We start from the raw sequence: 20,426 nt of genomic DNA, 5'->3' as shown, positions 1-20,426 counted from the left end.
CCGAGACGCATGTTTTCGAGTTTCCAGGCGGCCACTGTTCTGTTCAGAACCAGGCTTTCTCGAACTCGAATGGCTCACAATATGTGAAAAGCGCTCTATGCAACACAGTGTTCAGCTTCCCCGCTCCACCGGCAGGTCGGCCTCGGCCTCCCACTCGAGCATGCTGCCCAGGTAGTTGCGGGCCAGCACCCCCTGCTGCCGCAGCAACCAGAAGGCTGTTGCGCTGCGCGCGCCGCTGCGGCAGTGAACTCCCACCGTTTGTCCGGCTTGCAGGCCCAGGGCCCCTGCATTGTTGGGGCCGAAGGCGCCTAAGGGAATGTTTTTTGCGCCAGGAATGCGGGCGGTGGCAAACTCGTGGGGTTCGCGCACGTCCAGCAGAAGCGCTTCGGGCTGGGCCAGAATCTCGTCGGCGGTCAGGAGAATCTGGCGGTTGAGCCGGGCCCAGGGCTCGCCCTCCTTGGGCTGAACCGAGGCTTGGCTGGTCGCCTGGGCTTCCCAGCCCTGGGGCCACAGGTACACCTCCAGCCCGCCCAGGGCCAGCATGAAGGCGGTCTTGGTCAGGCGGGTGTTGAGGCCCGTGTCGTAGACCACCACCGGCCTCTGGGGGCCGGCCCCAAGCCGCCCGATGAGGTCGGCCAGGGCCTGTTCGAGCTGCCGGAACTCCTCCTCGGTTCGCAAGCGCCCCCGAAAACCCGATAGATCCACGTTGAGCGCACCTTCCAGGTGCCCCTGGGCATACTCGGCGGGGGAGCGGCTATCAATCAGCAAGGCATCGGCAGGGGGGTCGGCGCTCAGAATCATACGTCCGATTGTAGCGAAGGTTTGGCTTCGCAACAGTTCATGTATCTTGGAAGCCATGAGCCTACGCCTGGACGTTTTTTCCGGCGCCGAGGTGGCCCCGTTCATCCCGGAGCTGGCCCGGCTGCGCATGTTGGTTTTTCGGGAGTGGCCTTATCTGTACGAGGGGAGCCTCGAGTACGAGGAGCACTACCTGGCCAAGTTTCTGGAATGGCCCGAGAGCACCCTGGTTGTGGTGCGGGACGGCGAACGGGTGGTGGGGGCTTCCACCGCTTTGCCCCTGGCCTTGGCCGAGACCGAGTTTCAAGAACCCTTTTTGAAGGCCGGGCTCAACCCAGCCGAGTGGTACTACTTTGGGGAATCGGTGCTGGAAGCAGCCTACCGGGGGCAAGGGCTGGGGGTGGCCTTTTTTCATCATCGGGAGGCCCGGGCCTTACAGCTCGGCTACCGACAGCTCACCTTTTGTGCGGTGGAGCGCCCGGCCAATCACCCCCTCAAGCCAGCTGACTATGTGCCGCTGGATGCTTTCTGGCAGCGGCGGGGCTTTTCCAAGCGCCCAGACCTGGTCTGTCAGTTTTCCTGGCAAGACCTGGGCCAGCCGCAGGCCACTGCCAAACCCATGGTGTTCTGGGTCAAGTCGCTTTAGTACAAAAGGCTTCAGGTGACAATCGTTTCACAATTCGATTCACACAAATAATCGCGTCTCAATCGAAAAAACCCGACTTCTCCTGACGAGAAACATTCCGATACCCACAGAGTTATCCACAAAAAGGTCGGGGTTATCCACAGAGTTATCCACAGGCTGCCGCCGCCACCTGTTGAGAAAAAAATGAGTCCAATCCTAAAAGGGCTATAAGCCTTATATGAGTACAAACTTCACTTGCTTCCACAGCCGGGTTCTACCATGATGGTTCAGGGGGTATCTATGCAGATAGATGCGATGCCGGGCATCAACCTCAAGGGTTTTTTGCGCTACGTGGCCGGTTTACTGAACCGATGCCCCCACTGGGTTGCCTCGCTAACCCCCGACCAGGGCCTTGTTCTGGCCCAATCACCCACCGGCCTGCGTTACCTGTTCCAGGTCGAAGCCCGAGCCCCCGGCCACGAAAACGCCCTGCAAGCTCTATGGGCCGCCCAGCAGACCCATCGCGCCGAGGGGGTTATCCTCATTGCCATCAATGGCCAGTACAGCCCGTTGTTTCGGGAGCTTGCCCAAGCCCACGGGGTTCACCTGTGGACGCTGGAAGAAGTGGATTATCTGATCATGGCGGCTGACCTCGAGTCCAACACCCCTCTGGCCTACCTGGGCCTGGAGGTCAGGCCGCCCAAGACCACCCTGGTACACGAGCCCCTCCCGGCCCGCCCGGCCACCCAGGGTTTCTGAACGGGGCTCCTTTCAGCCGCTGGCGCTCAACAAACAGCCCTTGAAGCGCCTGAGGCCAAAAGCTGCAAGCGAAGCCCCGGCCAGTTTGGGCAACTCGGGCTATAGCCATGAAGCGGGCTTGGTATAAGCTGTGGGCATGAGCCAGCAACGAGTTCAGACCGACCAGGCACCCCAGGCCATCGGCCCTTACAGCCAAGCCATCGTGGCAGGCGGCATGGTGTACTGCTCGGGCCAGATTCCCCTGACCCCAGCGGGGGAGCTGGTTGCGGGCGATGTGGAGGCCCAGACCCATCAGGTGATGAAAAACCTGGGCGCGGTGCTCGAGGCCGCCGGAAGCTCCTTTGCCAAAGTGGTGCAGACCACCTGCTACCTGGCCGACATGAACGATTTTCCGGTGTTCAACAAGGTGTATGCCGAGTACGTGCGCGAACCCTTCCCGGCCCGGGCCACCGTGCAGGTCGCCCGCCTCCCGCGCGATGTGAGGGTCGAAGTGGCCTGTATTGCGCTCCTGTGAGGCCCCGCCGCCGGGTGGTTCCATGAAAATCCTCCACCCCACCGATTTTTCCCCGGCTTCGCAGAAGGCGCTGAAGCTGGCGCAGATGCTGCGCGACCTGACCGGCGGCTCGCTCACCATCGTGCACGCCGCCGAACCTCGCTACGCCAGTGCGGCCCATTTTTTCGACACCCAGACCGAGAAAATCTTTGACGAAGCCGAGCAAGCCTGGTCGGTGCTCATGGCCCGGCAGTTGGAGGCCCTGGACACCCGGGCCCAGACCGTGCTCGAGCCCCGCAAACCCATCCCGGTGATTCTCCGACACGCTGCCGACCACGACCTGGTGGTGATGGGCACCCACGGCGAGGACAGCCTGGCCGACCGGCTGCTGGGCACCACCACCGAGCGGGTGATTGCCCAGAGCACCCGACCCGTCGTGGCCGTGCCCCAGGTGGCCGAAGTGCAGGGGCTCGACCATCTGCTGGTGGGTTATGGCCCCACCCCCGGCGCCGAGCGGGTGCTGCGGCTGGCCCACCACATCGCCGAGGCCAGCGGCGGAAAAATGACCGTGCTGCACGTGGGGGATGCCGACCAACTCGAGCCGCTCAACCACGCCATCCGGACGCTGCCGCTGGCCCTGGAAGGCCGCCTCGAGGCCAAGGTGCTCTCCACCGACCAGTCGCCGGCGGCAGCCTTGCTGGGCTTCGCCCACGAGCACCAGGCCGATGCCCTGTTCGTGGGGCGCAGCCGGGCCGGAGGCTTCTTCGGTTCGGTCACGCGCTGGATTCTGAACCATGCCCAGGTTCCGGTCTTTGTGCAGCCCTGAGCGCGAGGCTCGCTGATGCCTGGACGTAAAACACCTGCCGGTAGCACCGGATATTTACCGGCAGCCACAAGGAGCTTCAGTGACAATTGAACAGCGCCTGGAACAGCTTGGCATCGTGTTACCCGAGGTCAAACCCCCCATGTTCAGCTTTGTGCCCTGGGTGCGTAGCGGCTCCCTGGTCTTCATCTCGGGCCAGGTCTCGAGCCTCAAGGGCAAGCTGGGCCGCGAGGTTAGCACCGAGCAGGGCTACCACGCCGCCCGCGAGGTCGCCATCCGCCTGCTGGCGGTGCTGAAGGACGCGGTAGGCGACCTGGACAGGGTCAGTCGGGTGGTCAAACTGCTGGGCATGGTCAACTCCATGCCCGACTTCGAGGAGCAGCCCAGGGTCATCAATGGCGCCTCAGACTTGCTGCTGGAAGTATTTGGCGAGAAAGGCAAACACGCCCGCTCGGCGGTGGGTATGGCCCAGTTGCCCTTTAGCAGCAGCGTGGAAATCGAGGGGATTTTTGAGGTCGTGTAGGGCCAAAAGCCCAAGGCGGAAAGCGAAAAGCCGCCCAAGGGCATGGCTCCGCTTCTACCAAGAACTCTTCTTGCCTTGCCGTCTGCCGGCCCCTATCCCCGTGAGACTCCACATCGGCCACGCCTCGGAATCGTGCAGGGGTTTGTAATTCCATCGGAGTGGCTGCCTGCTTTGCAATCCCAAAAAGACGATTGAGTCCGGAGCATGGCAAAAAACCTGCCCAACCGCGATAGACTGAGCCCATGAACCTCTACGAGCGTTTTCTGGCCCAGGACATGCGGGCTTTGGCGCGGGCCATTACCCTGGTGGAGTCGGGCTACCCCGAAGGGCAGGCCCTGCTGCGCCAACTGCGCGGGCGCGGCCATGCGCGGGTGGTGGGCCTCACCGGCAGCCCTGGGGCGGGCAAAAGCACCCTCACCGACCGGCTGATTGAGGAGGCCCGCAAGCGGGACGAGCGTGTAGCGGTGCTGGCTGTAGACCCCAGCAGCCCCTTTACCGGCGGGGCCATCCTGGGCGACCGCATCCGCATGATGCGCCATCATCAGGACAAAAAAGTCTACATTCGTTCGCTGGCCAGCCGGGGGGCTTTGGGCGGGCTGGCGGGCGCTACGGTAGCCACCCTGGCCCTGCTGGAAGCCTTTGGCTTTGACCGCATCTTCGTGGAGACGGTGGGGGTGGGGCAGAGCGAGGTGGACATTGCCCGCGTGGCCGATACCACCGTGCTCATTCTGACCCCTGCGGCGGGCGATGCCGTGCAGGCCTTCAAGGCCGGGGTGATGGAGATTGCCGATGTGTTTGTGGTCAACAAGTTCGACCTGCCGGGGGGCGAGCGCATCGTGCAGGAACTCAAAACCACCCTCGAGCTTGCCGCCCCGCGCCCCGCAGGCTGGAAGCCGCCCGTCCTGACCGCCGTGGCCCCCAAGGCCGAGGGGGTTCCCGAGGTTTTCGAGGCCCTGGAGGCCCATTACCGGCACTTGAGCGAGCACCACCTGCTCGAGGCCGACCGGCTCGAGCGGGCCCGCTTTGAAATCGAGAGCGTAATCCAGGAGTGGGGCCGCCGCAAGACCCGCGAGGGTCACGACCTGATTGCCAGGGTAGCCCACGGCGACCTCACCCCCGAGGAAGCCGCCCTGCAACTGCTCGGCGTGCGCGAGGGCCTGCGGGCCGGGTAATGCCAACCCCAGGCACAAGCAACTTCCAAGGTTCCACCAGGCAGGAGGGGAGGGAGTGGGTTGTGGGCCAGCACCTGTCCCCTACCCAACCCCGCTTGCAGTGATCGCGCCCTTCACAGACGTGGCCGCCCACGAAAACGAAAATGCGTCTGGGCCGAGACGCATGTGTTCGAGTTTCCAGGCGGCCACGGTTCAGAACCAGGCTTTCTCGAACTCGAATGGCTCATAATATCTGAAGAGCGCTCTAAAGCCCCCCAGCTACAACGGCCCGCTTCCTGTCGCGCCGGATGCGCCAGCCCAGGTAATACACCGCCATGACCCGCAGGAGCATGGAAACCAGGATGGGCAGGTGGTAGGGGCTGGGGAAGAGCTTCATCTGCGCGTGCAGGCTGCCCAACAGCCCCCCCAGCAGCGAGCCCAGGATGCCCCCCACTGCAAAGGCCATCCAGTACCAGGCCAGATAAAGGTTGCGTTTTTCGGGCGATGCGCTCTGCAGGGCCACATTGGTCAGGGCCGTGCCGATACCGCCCCAGGCCACCGCGTCGAAGGCCGCCGCCGCCCAGATGGTCTGTAGCTGCCCCGGCCCCCCCAAAAGCCAGAGCGGGGGCAGCACCAGCGCGGCCACGCTGCTGCTCAAAAGCAGCACCTGCCAGTGCCCAATCCGATCGGCCAGACGGCCCCACAAGGGGCTGAGCACCAGGCCGCAGGTTGCAGCAATCACCGTCCAGAGGCCCACCTGGGTAAAGGTCATGCGGGCATGCTCCAGGAACAGCGGGAACACAAACGGCCCCCCCACGCTCACCGCGCCCAAAAACAGCACCACAAAGCCCAAAAACCCCCGGAAGCGCCGGTCGGAAAGGGGCTGGACGAACTCGGCAAAGCGAGGGGACGTGCTGGCCGAGGGGGGTTCAAACTGCCGCCGTAAAACAAAGGTGGCGCCCACGCCCGCAATGACCGCAATGCCCAGCACCAGCAAAAACCCCCAGGGCTTGCCCAGCGCATCAATCAGGCTGCCCGCAACCAGGTTGCCCAGGGTGCCGACCAGGCCCAGAATTCCGTTTCGCAGGCCAAAGTAGCGCCCACGCTGCTTTTCCGGCACCAGATCGGCCATCCAGCTCGTCCACAGGACGTTCACGGGCGCCACGATGAGCTGCGATAGCGCCGCGATGACCAGCAAGCCGGGGATGCGCCAGGGTTCGGGCAGCAAGGGCAACAACAGGGTCAGCACAAAAAAACCGCGCCCCAGGGCCGACAAAGTGGCACTCAGGCGCTTGCGGCTCCCCCGGAAAAACAGTGCCAAGGGGGCCGCCATCTGCCCCACCATGGGCAGGGCACCCAGGATAGCCAGGGCCACAGGGGGCGCTCCCAGCCACAGGGCATAGCCGGTCATGACCACCCCGGTGCTCCAGTTGATGAACAGGATGGCCAGCATGCCCTCCCAGATGGCCAGGTTTTGCGAACGGCGGGGCTCGCCTGCGGGCAGCGTCACAAAAGCCCATTATTGACCGGTGGGTCAGTTTTGGGAAGGGTGGACTTCCCCAAATCTACACAAATCCCACGCCGGCCCTTCACAACCCCGTAGCAATCTTTTTTCATGTTGCCGTCTCCCGATACACTGGAATCGGTGGGACTGGTACTGGTGGTCGAAGACGAGCCGGAGATTGCCGAGGTTCTGGAGGGCTATCTGCGCCGTGAGGGCTTTCGCACCGAACGGGCCTCGGACGGCAGGCAGGCTTTGAACCTGGTCAGGGCGGCCCGGCCCGATCTGGTGCTTCTGGACATCATGCTGCCGGAGATGGACGGCCTCGAGGTGCTGCGCCGCATTCGCAGCGAGGGCCATACCCCGGTCATTCTGCTCACGGCCCGCACCGAGGACCTGGACAAGCTGCTGGGCCTGGAGCTGGGCGCCGACGACTACGTGACCAAGCCCTTCAGCCCCCGCGAGGTGGTGGCCCGGGTCAAGGCGGTGCTGCGCCGGGCCGTACCGGCTGAACCGAGCCGGCCCATCCTGCGGGTGGGGCCTTTGGAAATCGACAGCGAGAAGGTGGTGGCCAGGCTGGAGGGGGTGCGCCTCGAGCTCACCCCCACCGAGTTTCGGCTGCTGGAGACCCTGGCCCGCACCCCCGGCAAGGCTTTCACCCGCGCCGAGCTGCTGGAGGCGGCCCTTCCCGAGTCCGATGCCCTGGAGCGGGTGGTGGACGTGCACCTCAAAAACCTGCGGAAGAAGCTGGAGGCGTTGGGCGGGGGCGGCCTGCTGGAAACGGTGCGCGGGGTAGGGTATCGGCTATGGCTCGAGGCCTGAGACCCCCTGCCGGCCCCTAGCCTTTAGCGATATGCGTTTTTTCGACCGCATCGAAGTGCGCCTGAGCCTGCTCATGGTGCTGGTGGTGGTGGTGACCAGCCTGATCACCATCGCCCTGAACAACTACCAACGCGAGCGTACCTTCCGCGACCTGCCCCCCGAGCTTCGGGAGTACCTGCGCCGCAACGAGGGCCGCCCGCCCAGCCTGAACCTGACCCCCGAGCTGCGCGAGCTTCTGGTTGCAGGCCGTGAAATACGGGTGCAGATGCGGCCCTCCACCGACCCCGAGAACCCCAACCCCGTTTTCCTGGTCGCCCCCCTCGACGACCCCAACGCACCCCCCCTGCGGCTCCAGGCACCGCCGCGTCCCCGGCGGCCCGGCCTCGAGGCCCGTTTGCAGCAGAATCTGCTCATTGCGGGTCTGGTTGCCACGGTGCTGGGGATTCTGGCGGCGCTGGTGTTCGCCCGCCGGGTGGCCCGGCCCATCGAGGCCATCTCCGAAGCGGCCAGTCGGCTGGCCCAGGGGCAGCTCTCGGTACGCATCCCGAGCCCAAAGGGGCACGACGAGGTGGCTCGGCTGGCCCAGAACTTCAACCACATGGCGGCCTCGCTGGAGCGCCTCGAGGCCGAGCGCAAGGCCCTGATTGCCGACATCGCCCACGAGCTGCGGACACCGCTCACGGTCATGCAGGGGCGGCTCGAGGCCATCCAGGACGGGGTATTGCCCCTGGAGCAGGCCGAGATAGACCGCCTGCACCACCAGACCGCGCTGCTGGCCCGCCTGGTCGAGGATCTGCGCACCCTCTCCCTGGCCGACGCGGGGCGCTTGAACCTGGTGATGCGCGAACTCGAGCTGGCCGAGCTGACGCGGCGCGTAGCCTCGGGCTTCCAGGCCGCCTTAGAAGCCCGCCAGATCGGCCTCGAGCTCAAACTTGAAGAGCCCATACCGGTCAAGGGCGACCCCGACCGCCTGGCCCAGGTGATTGGCAACCTGCTGAACAATGCCCTGGCCCACACCCCGGCCCAGGGCAAGATTGTGCTCGAAGCTGGCCGTTCGGCCTCTTTAGCCTACCTGAAGGTTCAAGACACCGGCCCCGGCATTCCCGAGGAGGCCCTGCCCAAAGTTTTCGACCGCTTCTACCGCGCCGAAGCCTCGCGCTCGAGGGCCACCGGTGGGAGCGGTTTGGGGCTTTCCATCGTCAAAACCCTGGTCGAGCTGCACGCAGGCCGGGTCACGGCCCAAAACGGCCCCGAGGGGGGCGCCCTGTTCGAGTTGCAGCTTCCCCTCAACCCGGCTCGGCTACCCTGAGCCACAGCTCGGCACATAAGCCCTGGGGTTGGTTGGGGGCCAGCACCAGCCGACCTCCGTGGGCTCGGGCCACCTGGGCCACCACCGAGAGGCCCAGGCCGTTGCCGGGCACGCGCACCCCAGGGGCGCGGTAGAAGGGCTCGGCGGCCCGCTTGAGCACCTCGGGCGGCATGCCCGGCCCGGTGTCGCGGACGCGCAGCACCACAAAGGTGGGGTCGGTGGCGGGCTCGAGTTCCACCCTGGCCCCAGAAGCGTACTTCTGGGCGTTGCTGAGCAGGTTTTCCAGGGCTTGTTCCAGCAGGAAGGGGTCGCCCATGATCTGCAAACCTTGGGGCCCCTGGTAGGGAACCCCGGCGTTCCGGGCCGCTGCCTGGGCCAGCTGGGCTAAGTCGAGCCCGACCCGCTGGCCGCGCCCTTCCCGGGCCAGGGTCAGGAGCGACTCGCTCAGGTGGGTCATGCGCTCCACCTCTTCCTGAACCACGCTCAGGGTCTCCTCCGGGGTCGAAAGCCCCTGCCGATGAGCGTCGAGCTGGAGCTGCAAGGCGGTCAGGGGGGTGCGCAGCTCGTGGGCCGCGTTGCGGGTGAACTCGGTCTCGCGCTGGCGGAAGGCCGAGAGCCTTTCCAGCATCTGGTTGAAGGTCTGGCTCAGGTGGCGCAGCTCCCCGCTGCCCTCGGGGGGTACCCGCAGGCTCAGGTCGCCCGAGTCAGCCACCCGTCGGGTGGCCTCCAGAAGATGGCGCAGGGGCCTCAGCGCCGGCCCGCTGAGCAGCCAGGCCGCCAGCGCGCCCAGCAAAGCCACCACCAGCGCGGTCAGCAGCACGGTTTGCCGGTAACCGGCCAGGCTGGCCCGAACCTGGCTGGCCTCCACCGCGCCTTGCAGGTACATCTCCGGGCCCAGGCGCACGCTGCGGAAGAGCCAGTTTTGTTCCAGGCGGGGCACTGGGCTGCTGGAAAAGGGCAGCTCGTCGGGAAAACGGCCCCACTCGCGCAGCACGGTGCCGCTGTGCACCAGGCGGGCATGGGCGATGGTACCGGCCTGGGTGGGGTTCATGGGCACATCGCGGTCTTCGAGGCGAAGGCGCTCGAGGGGATTGGGGCTTGTGAACCGGGGGCCATCGCCATCGCGCTCCCTCCGCAACCAACGCGAGGGGCCCCTGCGGCCCTCCAGCTGGCCCACAATGCGCCCTAAGTAGGCATCCAGCTCGCGCTCGAGGCTGCCCATCTGCAAGCGCTCGAAGCTGGCATAGCCCAAGAAGCCCTGCACCAGCAGCGCCAGAGCAATGGCCAGGGCGATGAAAAGGGCCAGCCGCACCCGCAGGCTCATGGTTCCAACCCCAGCCTGTAGCCCCCCGGCACCGTGCGCACCACGCGGCTGTCCAGCTTGCTACGCAGGTGGTGCACGCACACCTTGACCACGCCGGGGTCTGAGGCTTCCTCGCCCCAGATCAGATCTAAGAGTTCCTCCGGGCTGTAGATGCGCCCCGGGAAGAGGGCCAGGCGTTCCAAGAGGGCATACTCGCGCCCGCTCAGCTCCACTGGCCGCCCTGCCCAGCGAACGCTGCGGTTGGTGAGGTCGAGCTCGAGGGGGCCGTACTGCACCCGGCTCTGCTTCACCTCGCTCACCCGGCGCAGCAAGGCCCGCACCCGGGCCAGCAACTCCGGCAGGTCGAAGGGTTTGACCACGTAGTCGTCGCCGCCCTCGTCGAGGCCCATCACCCGGTCTGCCAGGGCATCGCGGGCGGTCATGAACAGGATGGGGCCTTTGTACCCCGCCTGGCGGGCCTCCCGGGCCAGGATGAACCCCCCGTCCTCCGACTCCGGCAGGCGCACGTCCAGAATCATCAGGTCCGGCTCGGCCTCGGCCAGCAGCTCGCGGGCCGTTTGCAAATCCGGCGCGTGACGCACCTGGTGCCCCTGGGCCTCCAACGCCCTGATCACCGGGCGGGCGATGTTGGGTTCGTCCTCCACCAGCAAAAGCCGCATGTGTACAGCTTGCATTGTAGGGGTTATGGGGGGGTTATGAAGAGGTCGGGCGTACAGAGTGATATTGCAAAGAAGGGCAAATCTAGGGGCATGGCGAGAGATATGACGTGCCAAGTTATCACGCTCTTCACAGACGTGGCCGTCCACGAAAACGAGAAGGGACAAAGAGACGTACCTCACCTCGGTGCGGCACGCTTGTCTGCGTTGCGTCCGGGCCGAGAGGCATGTTTTCGAGTTTCCAGGCGGCCACTGCTCTGTTCAGAACCAGGCTTTCTCGAACTCGAATGGCTAACAATATGTCGAGAGCGCTCTAATACACCGTTGTAAAGATGCCCCTGCACTTCCGCCTTTTCCAAAGAAGGATGGCCCTCGCCCGATCAGGCAGGAAGAGCATCTGCCACCCCACCTGGCTTCCCGTGCACGGCAAGGGAGGGACAGAGCGAGTCCAGGTGGGACTCAATTCGCCAAACGTGGGGGTGTGGTCGGACGGGCTTTTATGTGACCCGGTGAACTCCGGAGCGGCGCCGTTTCCGACCCTTTTTCAGCCACCTGCCCATACCGGCCAACCACCCCGAAAGCTGTGCCCAACGCACCCACGGCCCATGAGAAACCCTCTCAGCGATTCGTAACTGCCCCGTAACCGCGCCGCCGCACACTTTGGCTCGGGAAAGCGAGAAGGGCTTTCCGACACAAGGAGGAAGCTATGAACAAAACAGTCAAAACCTTGCTGGTTGTCTCGAGCCTGGCCCTGGCGGGCGCTTTGGCCCAGCAGACCCCGGCCCCGCAGCAGGCGCCGGTGCAGCCCATGCAGCGGATGATGTTCCGGGGCCTGGGGGTGGGCAATCTGTACTACAGCGCAGCCCAGTTTTTGGGCGTGACCCCCGCCGAGCTTGCGCTGCTTTCAGGTGGCACCAAGACCCTGGCCCAGGTCGCCACCGACCTCGGCAAGACCCCCGCCGCCCTCGAGGCTGCCCTGGTCACGGCCCGCAACCAGGCCATTGACCAGGCCGTGCAGGCCGGGCGTCTGACCGCCCAGCAGGCCACCAGCCTCAAAGCCAGCAGCCAGGCGGTTGCCAAGGCCCTCGTCGCCCAGCCGGTGCAGCTGCGCCTGGGCAGGGGCGAGCGGGATGGGTGGGATGGCCCCCGGGGCCGCGGACGCTAGGAGCAAGTAGCCGGTGGCTTGCGGTCAGTGGGCAACCCATGTACCGCAAGCCACTCCTCTAGGAGAGGTTTGTATGTGGCAGATCGATCACCGAGGACGATGGGATGGCTTCGGCTACTACGGCTTGGGGGTGGTGGACGATGTGCTCTGGGTACTGTTGCTGCTGGGTTTGCTGGCGCTGGTGCTGGTGCTGATTGCGCGGCTGCTGCGAAGCCCGGCCAACGGCAAAGCCGGCCCCGACCGGGCCCTGGAAATTGCCCGTGAGCGCTACGCGAAGGGCGAGATTAGCCAGAGCGAGTACGAGACCCTGAAGAAGAACCTGGGGGGGTGAGCCACCCTCCAGCCAGCTTCTGGGTTGCCCGGGCCGATGAAAAAAGACCCCGCAAGCTCTAACCCGCTTGCCACCGGAGGCACCCAGAATAAATCCAAAGGGAGGTTGTATGGACAACGACGATAAACCCATCGGGCGCATCCTGAGCCGCCGCGAGGTGCTTTCGGTGCTGGGGCTGGGCAGCCTGGCCGGGGTGGGCGGGCTTCTGAGCGGGCCGAAAGCCAGCGCACAGAATGCACCGCTGCCGGCTTGCATCGTGCGCCCGGCTCTGACCGAGGGCCCTTACTTTGTGGATACCCAGCTCAACCGCTCCGACATCCGCTCCGACCCCACTACGGGCGTGCTCAAGGCCGGGGTTCCCCTGGTGTTGCGCTTTGCGGTCTCGAGGGTCTCGACCGGCGGCTGTAATCCCTTACCGGGCGCAATGGTGGACATCTGGCAGTGCGACGCCCAGGGCCTTTACTCCGGCGTGCAGGACCGCTTTGCCGACACCCGGGGGCAGAAGTGGCTGCGCGGCCACCAGATTACCGATGCCCAGGGCCTCGCCCAGTTCACCACCATCTACCCCGGCTGGTATCCGGGCCGCACCGTGCACATCCACTTCAAAATCCGCTACCAGAACCGCGACTTCACCTCCCAGCTCTTCTTCGACGACGCCCTGAGCGACCGCATACTGGCCAACCCCCCCTACGCCAAGGCGGGCACCCGCACCCGCAACGCCAACGACGGCATCTACCGCAACGGCGGGAGCCAGTTGCTGCTCAACCCCGTTCAAAGCGGCGCAGGCTATGCGGCTACCTTCGAGATTGGGCTGAACCTGTAGACCCTTCTTCAACCAATCTTCTTCAAGCGTTGGTCAAACCCTCATGCTGTTTGGGGATACTGCCCCTACGGTTCGGAGATTTTATGCCCCTGGCTTTCCACACCTGGCTCAAACCGCGCCTCCAGCACCATCGGGTTCGCCATGAAGGCGTGTTGGGGACGGCCCTCGAGCTGCAACTGCTGGCCGACAACCCGCGCAGTGCACGCACGGGCGAGGCTGCGGCGCTGGCCGAGATTGAGCGGCTCGAGGGCATCTTTAGCAGCTTTCTGCCCACCTCCGAGCTTTCCCGCTGGCAGGCCCAGGGCAGGGCAGTGGTCTCGCTCGAGCTGCGAAACCTGCTGCGCGAGGCCGAAAGCTGGATGGCCCACACCTACGGGGCCTTCAACCCGGCGGTAGCCGCCGTGCAAGCCCTGTACCGGCAGAACCCCCGGCCCAGCGAGGCCGAGCGCTCCGCCCTCCAGACGGCCCTCCAGGGCCCCTTATGGCGGCTCGAGGGCCGCGTAGCCCACAAGCTGACCCCTCTGCCCCTCACCTTCAACGCCCTGGCCAAGGGGCAGATTGCCGACCGGGCCGCTCAGGCCGCCCTGGGGGCAGGTCGGCAGGCGGTGCTGGTCAACCTGGGAGGGGATCTTCGGCACATCGGCCCGCAGGGGGTGCGGGTTGCGGTCACGCATCCCTTCCATCCAGCCGACAACGCCCCTCCACTGGCCTGGCTCGAGATCTGCAACCAGGGCGTAGCCACCAGCGGCCACACCTGGCGCGGCCAGCACCTCTTCGACCCCCGCAGCGCCCGGCCCGTAGCGCAGATTGCCCAGGCCACCGTCGTTGCCCCCAGCGCCGCAGTGGCCGACGTGCTCTCCACGACCTTTTGCGTGCTGGAGCCCATGCTCAGCCTGGCCCTGGCCGAGGTCTTCGGGGTGGGCTGCTTGCTGGTGGAGGCAAGCGGCCAGACCCACAGCAACCCCAGGTTCGAGCAACAACGGATTCGATGAATATCAAGATGAATATCAAGGAGATACCCATGCAGCGCAGGTTTATCAGCCGCCGAAGCTTTATCTACCGTGCCACCGGCCTGTTCCTGACCCTTTGGGCTGGAAGGAGTCTGGCCCAGGCCCGCTGGGCTGCCGGCATGAAGCTGGATATCACCTTCGAGATAGCAGCCGCCAGCGGAGGACGCTACCGCGCTCCTTACGTGGCGGTCTGGCTCGAGAACGCCCAGGGTTTGCCGGTGCGCACCCTGGCCTTGTGGTTTGAGCAGTCCAGCAAGGGAACCCGCTGGTTGCCCGACTTGCGGCGTTGGTATCGCAGCGGGAGCCTCGAGAACACCGTCTCGGGCCCAACCCGCCTGCCGGGGCGCTATGCTCTGAGCTTCGACGGCAAGGACGACAAGGGCAACCCGGTGAGCCAGGGCGACTACTTCGTGTGCGTAGAGATGGTGCGGGAGCACGGCCCCTACGAGCTTTTCCGCGAAAAAGTCACCCTGGCCCAAACGCCCTTCAAGCGCAGCTTCAACATGGCCGGTGAACTGAAGGAGGTGACGCTCACCTATGACAAGCAGGGTTGAAGCCGCCCGGCCCGACAAGCTCCAAAAGCCCCTGCGAGCCAGGGCCTATGGGGTGGTGCGCTGGCTGCACCTCTACGCTTCCATGATTAGCCTGCTGGTGGTGCTTTTCTTCGCCGCCACCGGCATCACCCTGAACCACCCCGAGTGGGTGTTGGGCACCGCCCAGACCACCCACACCTACAGCGGCACCCTGCCGCAAAACTGGCAGCGGGACGGGCAGGTAGACTGGCTGCAAACCGCCGAGGCCCTCCGGGCTGCCCACAGCCTGAAGGGCCGGGTAAGCGATACCCGCGCCGACGACCAGGAAGCCTCCATCAGCTTCCGGGCCCCCGCCTACGCCGCCGATGCCTTTATTAACCGAGCCGACGGCAGCTACACCTTGAAGGTGGTGGCCCAGGGCCCGGTGGCCGTGCTCAACGACCTGCACCGGGGGCGCGACGCGGGCCGGGCCTGGGCCTGGCTGATAGACCTCTCGGGGGGCTTTTTGCTACTGGTGGCCCTGACCGGCTTTGGGCTTTCGCTGTTTTTCCGCAAGACCCGTGCAGCGGCCATAACCACCGCGCTGGGAGGCGCAGTGCTGCTGTTGCTTCTGATGGGCCGGGCGGCCTCAGGTTAGGGGAGCTGTTCGGCCCTCCTTGCCTGCCGATAGGGCATACGCGATAAAACCGGCCAGCGCTGCGAACCCCACCCCGGTGCGGCTCTTCCCCGTCTGGGGGTCGAACGATTCACAGGCATAGCCCTGGTCTAGGGGGGCCTGCTCGAGCACCATCAAGGCATCCCCCGCAGGTCGCATCAGCCCCGACAAAATTCGGTTGGCCAGGCCAAAGCCGGAGGGAAAAGGAAAGTGCGCCGAGCCCTCGCCGGGGAAGCGCCCTTTGTAGTGGTGGGGGTTGTCTGGGCCCAGAATCCACAGCGCGGTGGCCTGCCAGATGGGGTCCTGGCGGTTGCAAAAGCCCAGATGCGGCAGCAAGAGCAGGCTGCCCGCCGGCTCATCGGAGAAGGTATAATGTCCCCCCGGCTCAAAACTGAAGACAAAACGCCCGTTGCGCTCGGCCTGGCGGTAGAGGGTCTCGCGCAGGGCCCGGGCCTCGTGTTTGAGGGTTTCCGGCTCGGGCCAGTAGGGCGCAAGCCGTTCCAGGGCCACCGCCCACAGGGCGTTGTCGTAGGTCAGGTAGGGCTCTTTTACGGGGTCGTCGGTGGGGGAAAGAAAGGTGCGATAAAGCGGCAGCGAAGGGTGTTTTTCCTGGGCCACCCGCTCGAACACCCACCGAAGGGGCTCGCGCAGCTCGGCCACGAGTTCGGGGTTGGGGCCGGTAGCTTCCAGGTAGCGGGCCAGGGCCAGCGGGTAGGCGGCGGCCTGGTCGAGCTCGAAGCCCGGATACAACGGCGGCCCGCTCAGGTACTGGGCGTGCTCCCCCGGCCAGCGGGCAAAGCGGTGGAAGACCGCCTTGAGCACCTCTTTGGCCCGCTTGCGGTCGGCCTTGAGCAGGGCCGGAAAAAACCACAAAAGCCCATCCCGGGCCCAGTAGGCCCCCGAGACGTAGTAGTGCGGGCTGCGCGAGGTGAGCAGCACCGGCTCGCCTTCCAGGGTGTCGGCCTGGGCGTAGAAGTAGCTAAAAATCAGGTGCCGCCGGTAGAGCTCAAAGAGGGGGCCGCTGTAGTGGGTGGAGAGCAGGGCCAGCTTGTGCAGGGTCTTGCGCAGCAGCGCCTCCCAGCCTACCCGGCGCAAATGCAGGGCGGTGGTGCGGGCCCCGTCGCTTTCGGGGGCCAGGCCCAGGTACAGCGTGACCGGGCCGGTGTCCCACTCGAGCACGTACTGCTGGCCCCAGTCTGCGCGGGTGGGAGGGGGGTCGGCCTGCCAGCCCAAGGCCAGCAGGGTGCGCTCGCTGCGGGCTTCCAGCACAAAACTCCCCGTCCAGGGGTCGTGGGTGGTGCGAAAGGTGGCCTCGAGCCGCTCTTCCTTGAAGCGCCGCAGCCCCAGGTACTCCAGGTTCCCGGCGATTTGAATCGGCCCGGATGTACGGGGCTCCAGGCGCAGCGCCAGCCCGCGCTCGCCGTAGGGGGCCAGCAGCGTGACCTTGAGCTGCTCGTTTTCCCAGACCGGAATCCAGTCCGCCGTGCGCGACACCTTCCAACCCCTGCCCGAGACTTCCAACAAGGGCTCCCCCACCCAGTCCAACAAACCATTTAGCGCAAGGGAGGCCACCCCCAGGCGGGCAATGGCAGGGGCCTGGGGGCTCGTCTCCACGTGAACCTCGAGGTTCCCGGTGGGCAGGTGCTCGGGTGGGCTGTCCAGGATGGGGGCGGGGGTCATGAGTTCCATGGCGGTAGGTAAGCCTTCTACGGCATCTCGGGCCCATGCGTCCGGGGTGTGCCTTGACGCTCGAGCACTTCCTTGAGCAGGGCCTGCAACAAGCCCCTTGGAGGACCGAAGTTTTCGGTCTCGCTGAACACGGCCCCTCGAGGGAGATTGCAGCCTCGAGCTACGTCGGGCCTGGTGTGCCTCAAGCAGCTTGATTATATCCACTACGAATTCGCTCGCCTGAGCGCTCTGCCAAAGCACAGGCTCTTCGCTTGATGCGGACAAATCCAAAGGTGCAGCCCACCTCCTCGGCGACACCCCACCTCACCCCCGGACGCCCCTCAGCGCATTGGCCTGGGGGTAGAGCGTCGGCTTCTGGCATCCTTCAGTCTTGGGCCTCCCTGCGGATGAAATCCCCGATCTTCTCCGCGCTCCGGCGCAGCACCGGCTCGGGCTGCACCAGCGCAAAGCGCACATAGCCCACCCCGCCCGGCCCAAAGGCCCGCCCCGGCGAGAGGGCCACCCCGGTCTGGGCCACCAGTTTCCTGGCAAACTGCAGGTCGTCGAGGGCCAGGCCCGCCGGCAGCCGGGCCCAGAGGTACATGCCGGCCTCGGGCAGCGGAACCGTCCAGCCCTGCTCGGCCAGGGCCGCCACCATCGCCTGCCGACGGTTGGCCCAGGTCTGGGCATCGGCCTGCAAGCGCGCCTGGGGAATGCCCAAGGCGGCCATGCCCATGCGCTGAATGCCCGGGTACTGGTTGAAGTCAATGGGCGCTTTGAGGGCTTCCAGGCTCCCGATGGCCTCGGCGCAGCCCAGGGCAAAACCCAGCCGGAACCCCGCCAGGTGGTAGCTCTTGGAGAAGCTAAAAAGCTCCACCACCCGCTCCCGGCCCCCCGGCAGGGCCAGGGGCGAAGGGGTGGGCTTTAGGGCCTGGTCGAGGTAGGGGTTGTCGTGGATGAGCAGCAGGTCAAAGTGCTGGCAGAACTTTAGCGCCTCCGCGAAGAATTCCTCGGAGGCCAGGGCAGCCGTGGGGTTGTTGGGGTAGTTGAGCAACAGGGCTTTGGCCCGCCGGGCCACCGCCGGTGGCACCGCCCACAGGTCGGGCAGCAGGTCGGGGCCCAGGGGCCTCAGGTAGGCCTCGAGGCCCGCCCCCTGGGCCGCCCCAAAATAGGAGGGGTAGGCCACCTCGCACATCAGCAGCACATCGCCGGGGTCGGCTATGGCCATCAGCAGGTGGGCCAGCCCCTCCTGCGAGCCCAGCAGGCTCAGGGCCTCCCGCCGGGGCTCGAGCCGCACCCCGTAGCGCCGGAAGTACCACTCGGTGGCAGCCTCTAAAAAGGGGAGCGTCCCCGACTTGAGGCAGTAGCCGTAGGTGGCGGGGTCGTCTATGGCCTGCTTGAGGGCTTGCAGGGCTTCGGGCGGCGGGGGCAGGTCGGAGGCCCCGATGGAGAGGTCAACCACCTCCAGGCCCCGGGCGCGGGCCTCGGCCTTGGCGGTGTCCATCTCCAGGAACACCCCTCCACCCTTGGGGGTGCGGCGGGAGCGAAACATACTGGGCACTACCATACCGCAAGATGGAAACCCGGGGTTGGCGCCCGGTTTTGTGGCCGATGTGTCGCTGCACCCCATACGGCATGGGCCAAACCGGGTAGGGTAGCAAAGTGCAACCATCAATCCCGTCATCTGCTGCCGCTGCACCCCTCATGCAGGGGGTGGTGGTGCTGGCCGTCATCGCCACCATTGCGGTCAATGCGCTGGCCAACATTCTGCCCATTGCGGGCCGCCAGACCGGGGAGGTTTCCGATCGCTTTGCCAGTTTCTTGACCCCAGCGGGCTATGTGTTCGCCATCTGGGGGGTGATTTACCTGGCCCTGCTGGCCTACGCGGTCTACCAGGCCTTACCCGCCCAGCGAGATAACCCTCGGCTGGTGGCCACCCGTGGGCTGTTCGTGCTGTCCTGCGGGTTCAATGTGGCCTGGCTGCTGTGCTGGCACTACCTGCGGATCGTGCCCAGCATGGTCATGATGATCGGCCTGCTACTCACCCTGCTGCTGTATGTGCGCTTGGGGGTGGGGCAGTTTGCCGTCTCGGCAGCCGAAAGCGGGCTGGCTCGAGTTCCCTTCAGCCTCTACCTGGGTTGGATTACCGTGGCGACCGTTGCCAATGCCGCCATCACCCTCATTGAACTGGGCTGGAACGGTTGGGGCCTCCCCGGGCAGGTCTGGGCCTTGCTGCTGGTGCTGGTGGCAGCAGGTGTCGGGGTGGTGTTTGCTCGGCGTGAGCGCGACATTCCCTTCAACCTGGTGTTGCTGTGGGCTTTCGCCGGCATCGGGGTGGCCCATGCCAGCGAACCTGTGGTGGTGTATGGGGTGGTGGCGGGGTTGCTGGTGGTTGTGGCGGGGCTGGTGGCAGCCCACGCCAGGCGCTCGTAGCTGATTCACCACCGCATCCCATCCGGCGTCGGGGCACACGCAAACCGGGTGAACCCTGCCATACGGAGCCGTGTTGGGAACCCCTTTACGGCTGCGTCGCCGACAGCGCCTCCACCCGCTTGGCCCCCCGATAGACCCGCTTGTAGTAAGGGCTGTCCAGGCTTTCGATCACCACGCGGCTGCCGTAGCTGTTGGCATGGGCAAACACCCCCCGGCCCAAATAGATGCCCACGTGGTCAATCTGGCGGCCCCCAAAGCTGAAAAATACCAGATCGCCCTGGCGCATGGCCCCCTGCACGGTGGTGAAAGCACCCCATTGCTCGCGGCTGGTGCGCGGCACCTTGATGCCGACTTCGGCAAAAACTTGCTGGACAAAGGCCGAGCAGTCTACCGCCCGGTCGGAGTTGGCCCCGAACACGTAGGGCAGCCCCAGGTATTTGAGCACCACCAGGATTAGGGGGTGGGTGGGGTCGTAGTCGGTGTCGGCGGGCTGGGGCTGCGGCGCCGGTTCGGGGGTGGGCTGGGGCGGGGTGGGGCTTGGAAGCGGGGTCGAGTTGACCAGATTGGCCGCAGCGCCTGGGGGTGGGGCGGGGTTGGGGCTGGCCGGGGCCGGAGGGGGTGGGGGCGCTGCCACGCTCACCTGGGGAATGCGGAGCACCTGCCCCAGCGAAAGCGCGGTGCCCTCGAGGTTGTTTTCCTGCTGGATGGCCTGCACCGTGGAGCCGTAGCGCCGGGCAATGGAAAAAAGCGTATCGCCGCGCTGTACGGTGTGTTGCACCACCCGGGGCGGCAGCTGCAGCACCTGCCCCACGCTCAGGGTGGCCTCGCTCAGGTTGTTGAGCCGCATCAGGATTTCCACGGTGGTATCGTGGCGTTTGGCAATGGAGAACAGGGTGTCGCCGCGTTGCACCGTGTAGGTGGGCCCACCCTGGGCCAGCGCCATCGCAATAAGCCAGAGCCACACAGCATTTAGGCGCATACCAGGGCCAGTATACGCGTAAGTGCGATGAATTTGCGTTCATGT

22 protein-coding genes are annotated in these 20,426 nt (G+C 65.7%); 15 read left to right on the top strand and 7 right to left on the bottom strand.

What is annotated here, in order from left to right; translation table 11 throughout:
• Positions 1-111: 111 nt before the first annotated feature.
• A complete protein-coding gene (locus NZN28_RS05055; protein WP_295395751.1) occupies positions 112-801 on the bottom strand; it encodes a sulfurtransferase in 690 nt (229 codons plus the stop codon).
• A 55-nt stretch (positions 802-856) separates the two neighbouring features.
• On the opposite strand from NZN28_RS05055, the gene NZN28_RS05050 reads away from it, so the two are divergent.
• From NZN28_RS05050 to meaB, 6 genes are all read left to right on the top strand, one after another.
• Entirely contained in the window at positions 857-1,444 is a 588-nt protein-coding gene (locus NZN28_RS05050; protein ID WP_295395749.1) for a GNAT family N-acetyltransferase, read from the top strand.
• 279 nt (positions 1,445-1,723) lie between these two features.
• Positions 1,724-2,182, top strand: coding sequence for a hypothetical protein (locus NZN28_RS05045; protein WP_295395747.1), 459 nt, complete (start codon positions 1,724-1,726; stop codon positions 2,180-2,182).
• Between the two features lie 136 nt (positions 2,183-2,318).
• Entirely contained in the window at positions 2,319-2,696 is a 378-nt protein-coding gene (locus tag NZN28_RS05040) for a RidA family protein (protein ID WP_295395745.1), read from the top strand.
• Positions 2,697-2,718: 22 nt separating this feature from the next.
• Positions 2,719-3,501 (top strand): universal stress protein, encoded by a 783-nt coding sequence (locus NZN28_RS05035; RefSeq protein ID WP_295395744.1) that lies wholly within the window; start codon positions 2,719-2,721, stop codon positions 3,499-3,501.
• Between the two features lie 79 nt (positions 3,502-3,580).
• On the top strand, positions 3,581-4,021 hold the full coding sequence (locus NZN28_RS05030) for a RidA family protein (RefSeq protein ID WP_295395743.1): 441 nt from the start codon (positions 3,581-3,583) through the stop codon (positions 4,019-4,021).
• A gap of 242 nt (positions 4,022-4,263) precedes the next feature.
• Entirely contained in the window at positions 4,264-5,193 is a 930-nt protein-coding gene (gene meaB / locus NZN28_RS05025; protein ID WP_295395742.1) for a methylmalonyl Co-A mutase-associated GTPase MeaB, read from the top strand.
• 244 nt (positions 5,194-5,437) lie between these two features.
• Here the strand turns inward: meaB and NZN28_RS05020 are convergent, their stop codons facing one another.
• Positions 5,438-6,682, bottom strand: coding sequence for an MFS transporter (locus NZN28_RS05020; RefSeq protein ID WP_295395741.1), 1,245 nt, complete (start codon positions 6,680-6,682; stop codon positions 5,438-5,440).
• A gap of 105 nt (positions 6,683-6,787) precedes the next feature.
• Here NZN28_RS05020 and NZN28_RS05015 point away from each other — a divergent pair, with 105 nt between their 5' ends.
• Complete coding sequence (locus NZN28_RS05015; RefSeq protein WP_295395739.1) at positions 6,788-7,495, top strand: response regulator transcription factor; 708 nt, start codon at positions 6,788-6,790, stop codon at positions 7,493-7,495.
• 31 nt (positions 7,496-7,526) lie between these two features.
• On the top strand, positions 7,527-8,804 hold the full coding sequence (locus NZN28_RS05010) for an ATP-binding protein (protein WP_295395738.1): 1,278 nt from the start codon (positions 7,527-7,529) through the stop codon (positions 8,802-8,804).
• Here NZN28_RS05010 and NZN28_RS05005 read toward each other — a convergent pair.
• Both NZN28_RS05005 and NZN28_RS05000 read right to left on the bottom strand, forming a co-directional pair.
• Positions 8,782-10,128: a HAMP domain-containing sensor histidine kinase gene (locus NZN28_RS05005; protein ID WP_295395736.1), complete on the bottom strand. Its 1,347-nt coding sequence runs from the start codon at positions 10,126-10,128 to the stop codon at positions 8,782-8,784. The genes NZN28_RS05010 and NZN28_RS05005 overlap by 23 nt on opposite strands.
• Complete coding sequence (locus tag NZN28_RS05000; protein WP_295395734.1) at positions 10,125-10,787, bottom strand: response regulator transcription factor; 663 nt, start codon at positions 10,785-10,787, stop codon at positions 10,125-10,127. The genes NZN28_RS05005 and NZN28_RS05000 overlap by 4 nt, the downstream gene beginning before the upstream one ends.
• A 703-nt stretch (positions 10,788-11,490) precedes the next feature.
• Here NZN28_RS05000 and NZN28_RS04995 point away from each other — a divergent pair.
• From NZN28_RS04995 to NZN28_RS04970, 6 genes are all read left to right on the top strand, one after another.
• Positions 11,491-11,949 carry a hypothetical protein gene (locus NZN28_RS04995; RefSeq protein WP_295395733.1) on the top strand — a complete coding sequence of 153 codons (459 nt, stop codon included), beginning with the start codon at positions 11,491-11,493 and terminating at the stop codon, positions 11,947-11,949.
• Between the two features lie 73 nt (positions 11,950-12,022).
• A complete protein-coding gene (locus NZN28_RS04990; protein WP_295395732.1) occupies positions 12,023-12,280 on the top strand; it encodes an SHOCT domain-containing protein in 258 nt (85 codons plus the stop codon).
• Positions 12,281-12,389: 109 nt separating this feature from the next.
• Entirely contained in the window at positions 12,390-13,103 is a 714-nt protein-coding gene (locus tag NZN28_RS04985) for an intradiol ring-cleavage dioxygenase (RefSeq protein ID WP_295395730.1), read from the top strand.
• 83 nt (positions 13,104-13,186) lie between these two features.
• A complete protein-coding gene (locus NZN28_RS04980) occupies positions 13,187-14,095 on the top strand; it encodes an FAD:protein FMN transferase (protein WP_295395728.1) in 909 nt (302 codons plus the stop codon).
• Between the two features lie 29 nt (positions 14,096-14,124).
• On the top strand, positions 14,125-14,667 hold the full coding sequence (locus NZN28_RS04975; protein WP_295395726.1) for a DUF2271 domain-containing protein: 543 nt from the start codon (positions 14,125-14,127) through the stop codon (positions 14,665-14,667).
• Positions 14,651-15,283, top strand: a complete 633-nt coding sequence (locus NZN28_RS04970; RefSeq protein WP_295395724.1) for a PepSY-associated TM helix domain-containing protein — start codon at positions 14,651-14,653, stop codon at positions 15,281-15,283. The genes NZN28_RS04975 and NZN28_RS04970 overlap by 17 nt, the downstream gene beginning before the upstream one ends.
• On the opposite strand, the gene NZN28_RS04965 is transcribed toward NZN28_RS04970, so the two are convergent.
• Positions 15,275-16,990: a glycoside hydrolase family 125 protein gene (locus tag NZN28_RS04965; RefSeq protein ID WP_295395722.1), complete on the bottom strand. Its 1,716-nt coding sequence runs from the start codon at positions 16,988-16,990 to the stop codon at positions 15,275-15,277. The two genes, NZN28_RS04970 and NZN28_RS04965, sit on opposite strands and share 9 nt — an antisense overlap.
• Positions 16,991-17,354: 364 nt before the next feature.
• On the bottom strand, positions 17,355-18,521 hold the full coding sequence (locus tag NZN28_RS04960) for an aminotransferase class I/II-fold pyridoxal phosphate-dependent enzyme (RefSeq protein WP_295395721.1): 1,167 nt from the start codon (positions 18,519-18,521) through the stop codon (positions 17,355-17,357).
• A gap of 110 nt (positions 18,522-18,631) precedes the next feature.
• Here NZN28_RS04960 and NZN28_RS04955 point away from each other — a divergent pair, with 110 nt between their 5' ends.
• The gene (locus NZN28_RS04955) at positions 18,632-19,402 is read left to right on the top strand and encodes a tryptophan-rich sensory protein (protein WP_295395720.1); all 771 of its coding nucleotides are present in this window, start codon (positions 18,632-18,634) and stop codon (positions 19,400-19,402) included.
• 85 nt (positions 19,403-19,487) lie between these two features.
• Here NZN28_RS04955 and NZN28_RS04950 read toward each other — a convergent pair whose 3' ends face one another.
• Positions 19,488-20,366, bottom strand: coding sequence for a C40 family peptidase (locus NZN28_RS04950; protein WP_295395719.1), 879 nt, complete (start codon positions 20,364-20,366; stop codon positions 19,488-19,490).
• Positions 20,367-20,426 lie beyond the last annotated feature (60 nt).

The sequence above is a fragment of the Meiothermus sp. genome, from assembly GCF_025056915.1.
Taxonomy (GTDB): Bacteria; Deinococcota; Deinococci; order Deinococcales; family Thermaceae; genus Meiothermus.
The sequence above is the reverse complement of the archived record's forward strand: the minus strand, read 5'-3'. Positions and strand labels throughout refer to the sequence as shown.

Bases quoted from the DNA above. Each gene is read 5' to 3' on its own strand.
- NZN28_RS04960 (WP_295395721.1), bottom strand. From the start codon at position 18,521: ATGTTTCGCTCCCGCCGCACCCCCAAGGGTGGAGGGGTGTTCCTGGAG.
- NZN28_RS05005 (WP_295395736.1), bottom strand. From the start codon at position 10,128: ATGAGCCTGCGGGTGCGGCTGGCCCTTTTCATCGCCCTGGCCATTGCT.
- NZN28_RS04965 (WP_295395722.1), bottom strand. From the start codon at position 16,990: ATGGAACTCATGACCCCCGCCCCCATCCTGGACAGCCCACCCGAGCAC.
- NZN28_RS04980 (WP_295395728.1), top strand. From the start codon at position 13,187: ATGCCCCTGGCTTTCCACACCTGGCTCAAACCGCGCCTCCAGCACCAT.
- NZN28_RS05015 (WP_295395739.1), top strand. From the start codon at position 6,788: ATGTTGCCGTCTCCCGATACACTGGAATCGGTGGGACTGGTACTGGTG.
- NZN28_RS04985 (WP_295395730.1), top strand. From the start codon at position 12,390: ATGGACAACGACGATAAACCCATCGGGCGCATCCTGAGCCGCCGCGAG.
- NZN28_RS05045 (WP_295395747.1), top strand. From the start codon at position 1,724: ATGCAGATAGATGCGATGCCGGGCATCAACCTCAAGGGTTTTTTGCGC.
- NZN28_RS04970 (WP_295395724.1), top strand. From the start codon at position 14,651: ATGACAAGCAGGGTTGAAGCCGCCCGGCCCGACAAGCTCCAAAAGCCC.
- NZN28_RS04975 (WP_295395726.1), top strand. From the start codon at position 14,125: ATGCAGCGCAGGTTTATCAGCCGCCGAAGCTTTATCTACCGTGCCACC.
- NZN28_RS05000 (WP_295395734.1), bottom strand. From the start codon at position 10,787: ATGCGGCTTTTGCTGGTGGAGGACGAACCCAACATCGCCCGCCCGGTG.
- NZN28_RS05055 (WP_295395751.1), bottom strand. From the start codon at position 801: ATGATTCTGAGCGCCGACCCCCCTGCCGATGCCTTGCTGATTGATAGC.
- NZN28_RS05050 (WP_295395749.1), top strand. From the start codon at position 857: ATGAGCCTACGCCTGGACGTTTTTTCCGGCGCCGAGGTGGCCCCGTTC.
- NZN28_RS05035 (WP_295395744.1), top strand. From the start codon at position 2,719: ATGAAAATCCTCCACCCCACCGATTTTTCCCCGGCTTCGCAGAAGGCG.
- NZN28_RS05010 (WP_295395738.1), top strand. From the start codon at position 7,527: ATGCGTTTTTTCGACCGCATCGAAGTGCGCCTGAGCCTGCTCATGGTG.
- meaB (WP_295395742.1), top strand. From the start codon at position 4,264: ATGAACCTCTACGAGCGTTTTCTGGCCCAGGACATGCGGGCTTTGGCG.
- NZN28_RS04995 (WP_295395733.1), top strand. From the start codon at position 11,491: ATGAACAAAACAGTCAAAACCTTGCTGGTTGTCTCGAGCCTGGCCCTG.
- NZN28_RS05040 (WP_295395745.1), top strand. From the start codon at position 2,319: ATGAGCCAGCAACGAGTTCAGACCGACCAGGCACCCCAGGCCATCGGC.
- NZN28_RS04990 (WP_295395732.1), top strand. From the start codon at position 12,023: ATGTGGCAGATCGATCACCGAGGACGATGGGATGGCTTCGGCTACTAC.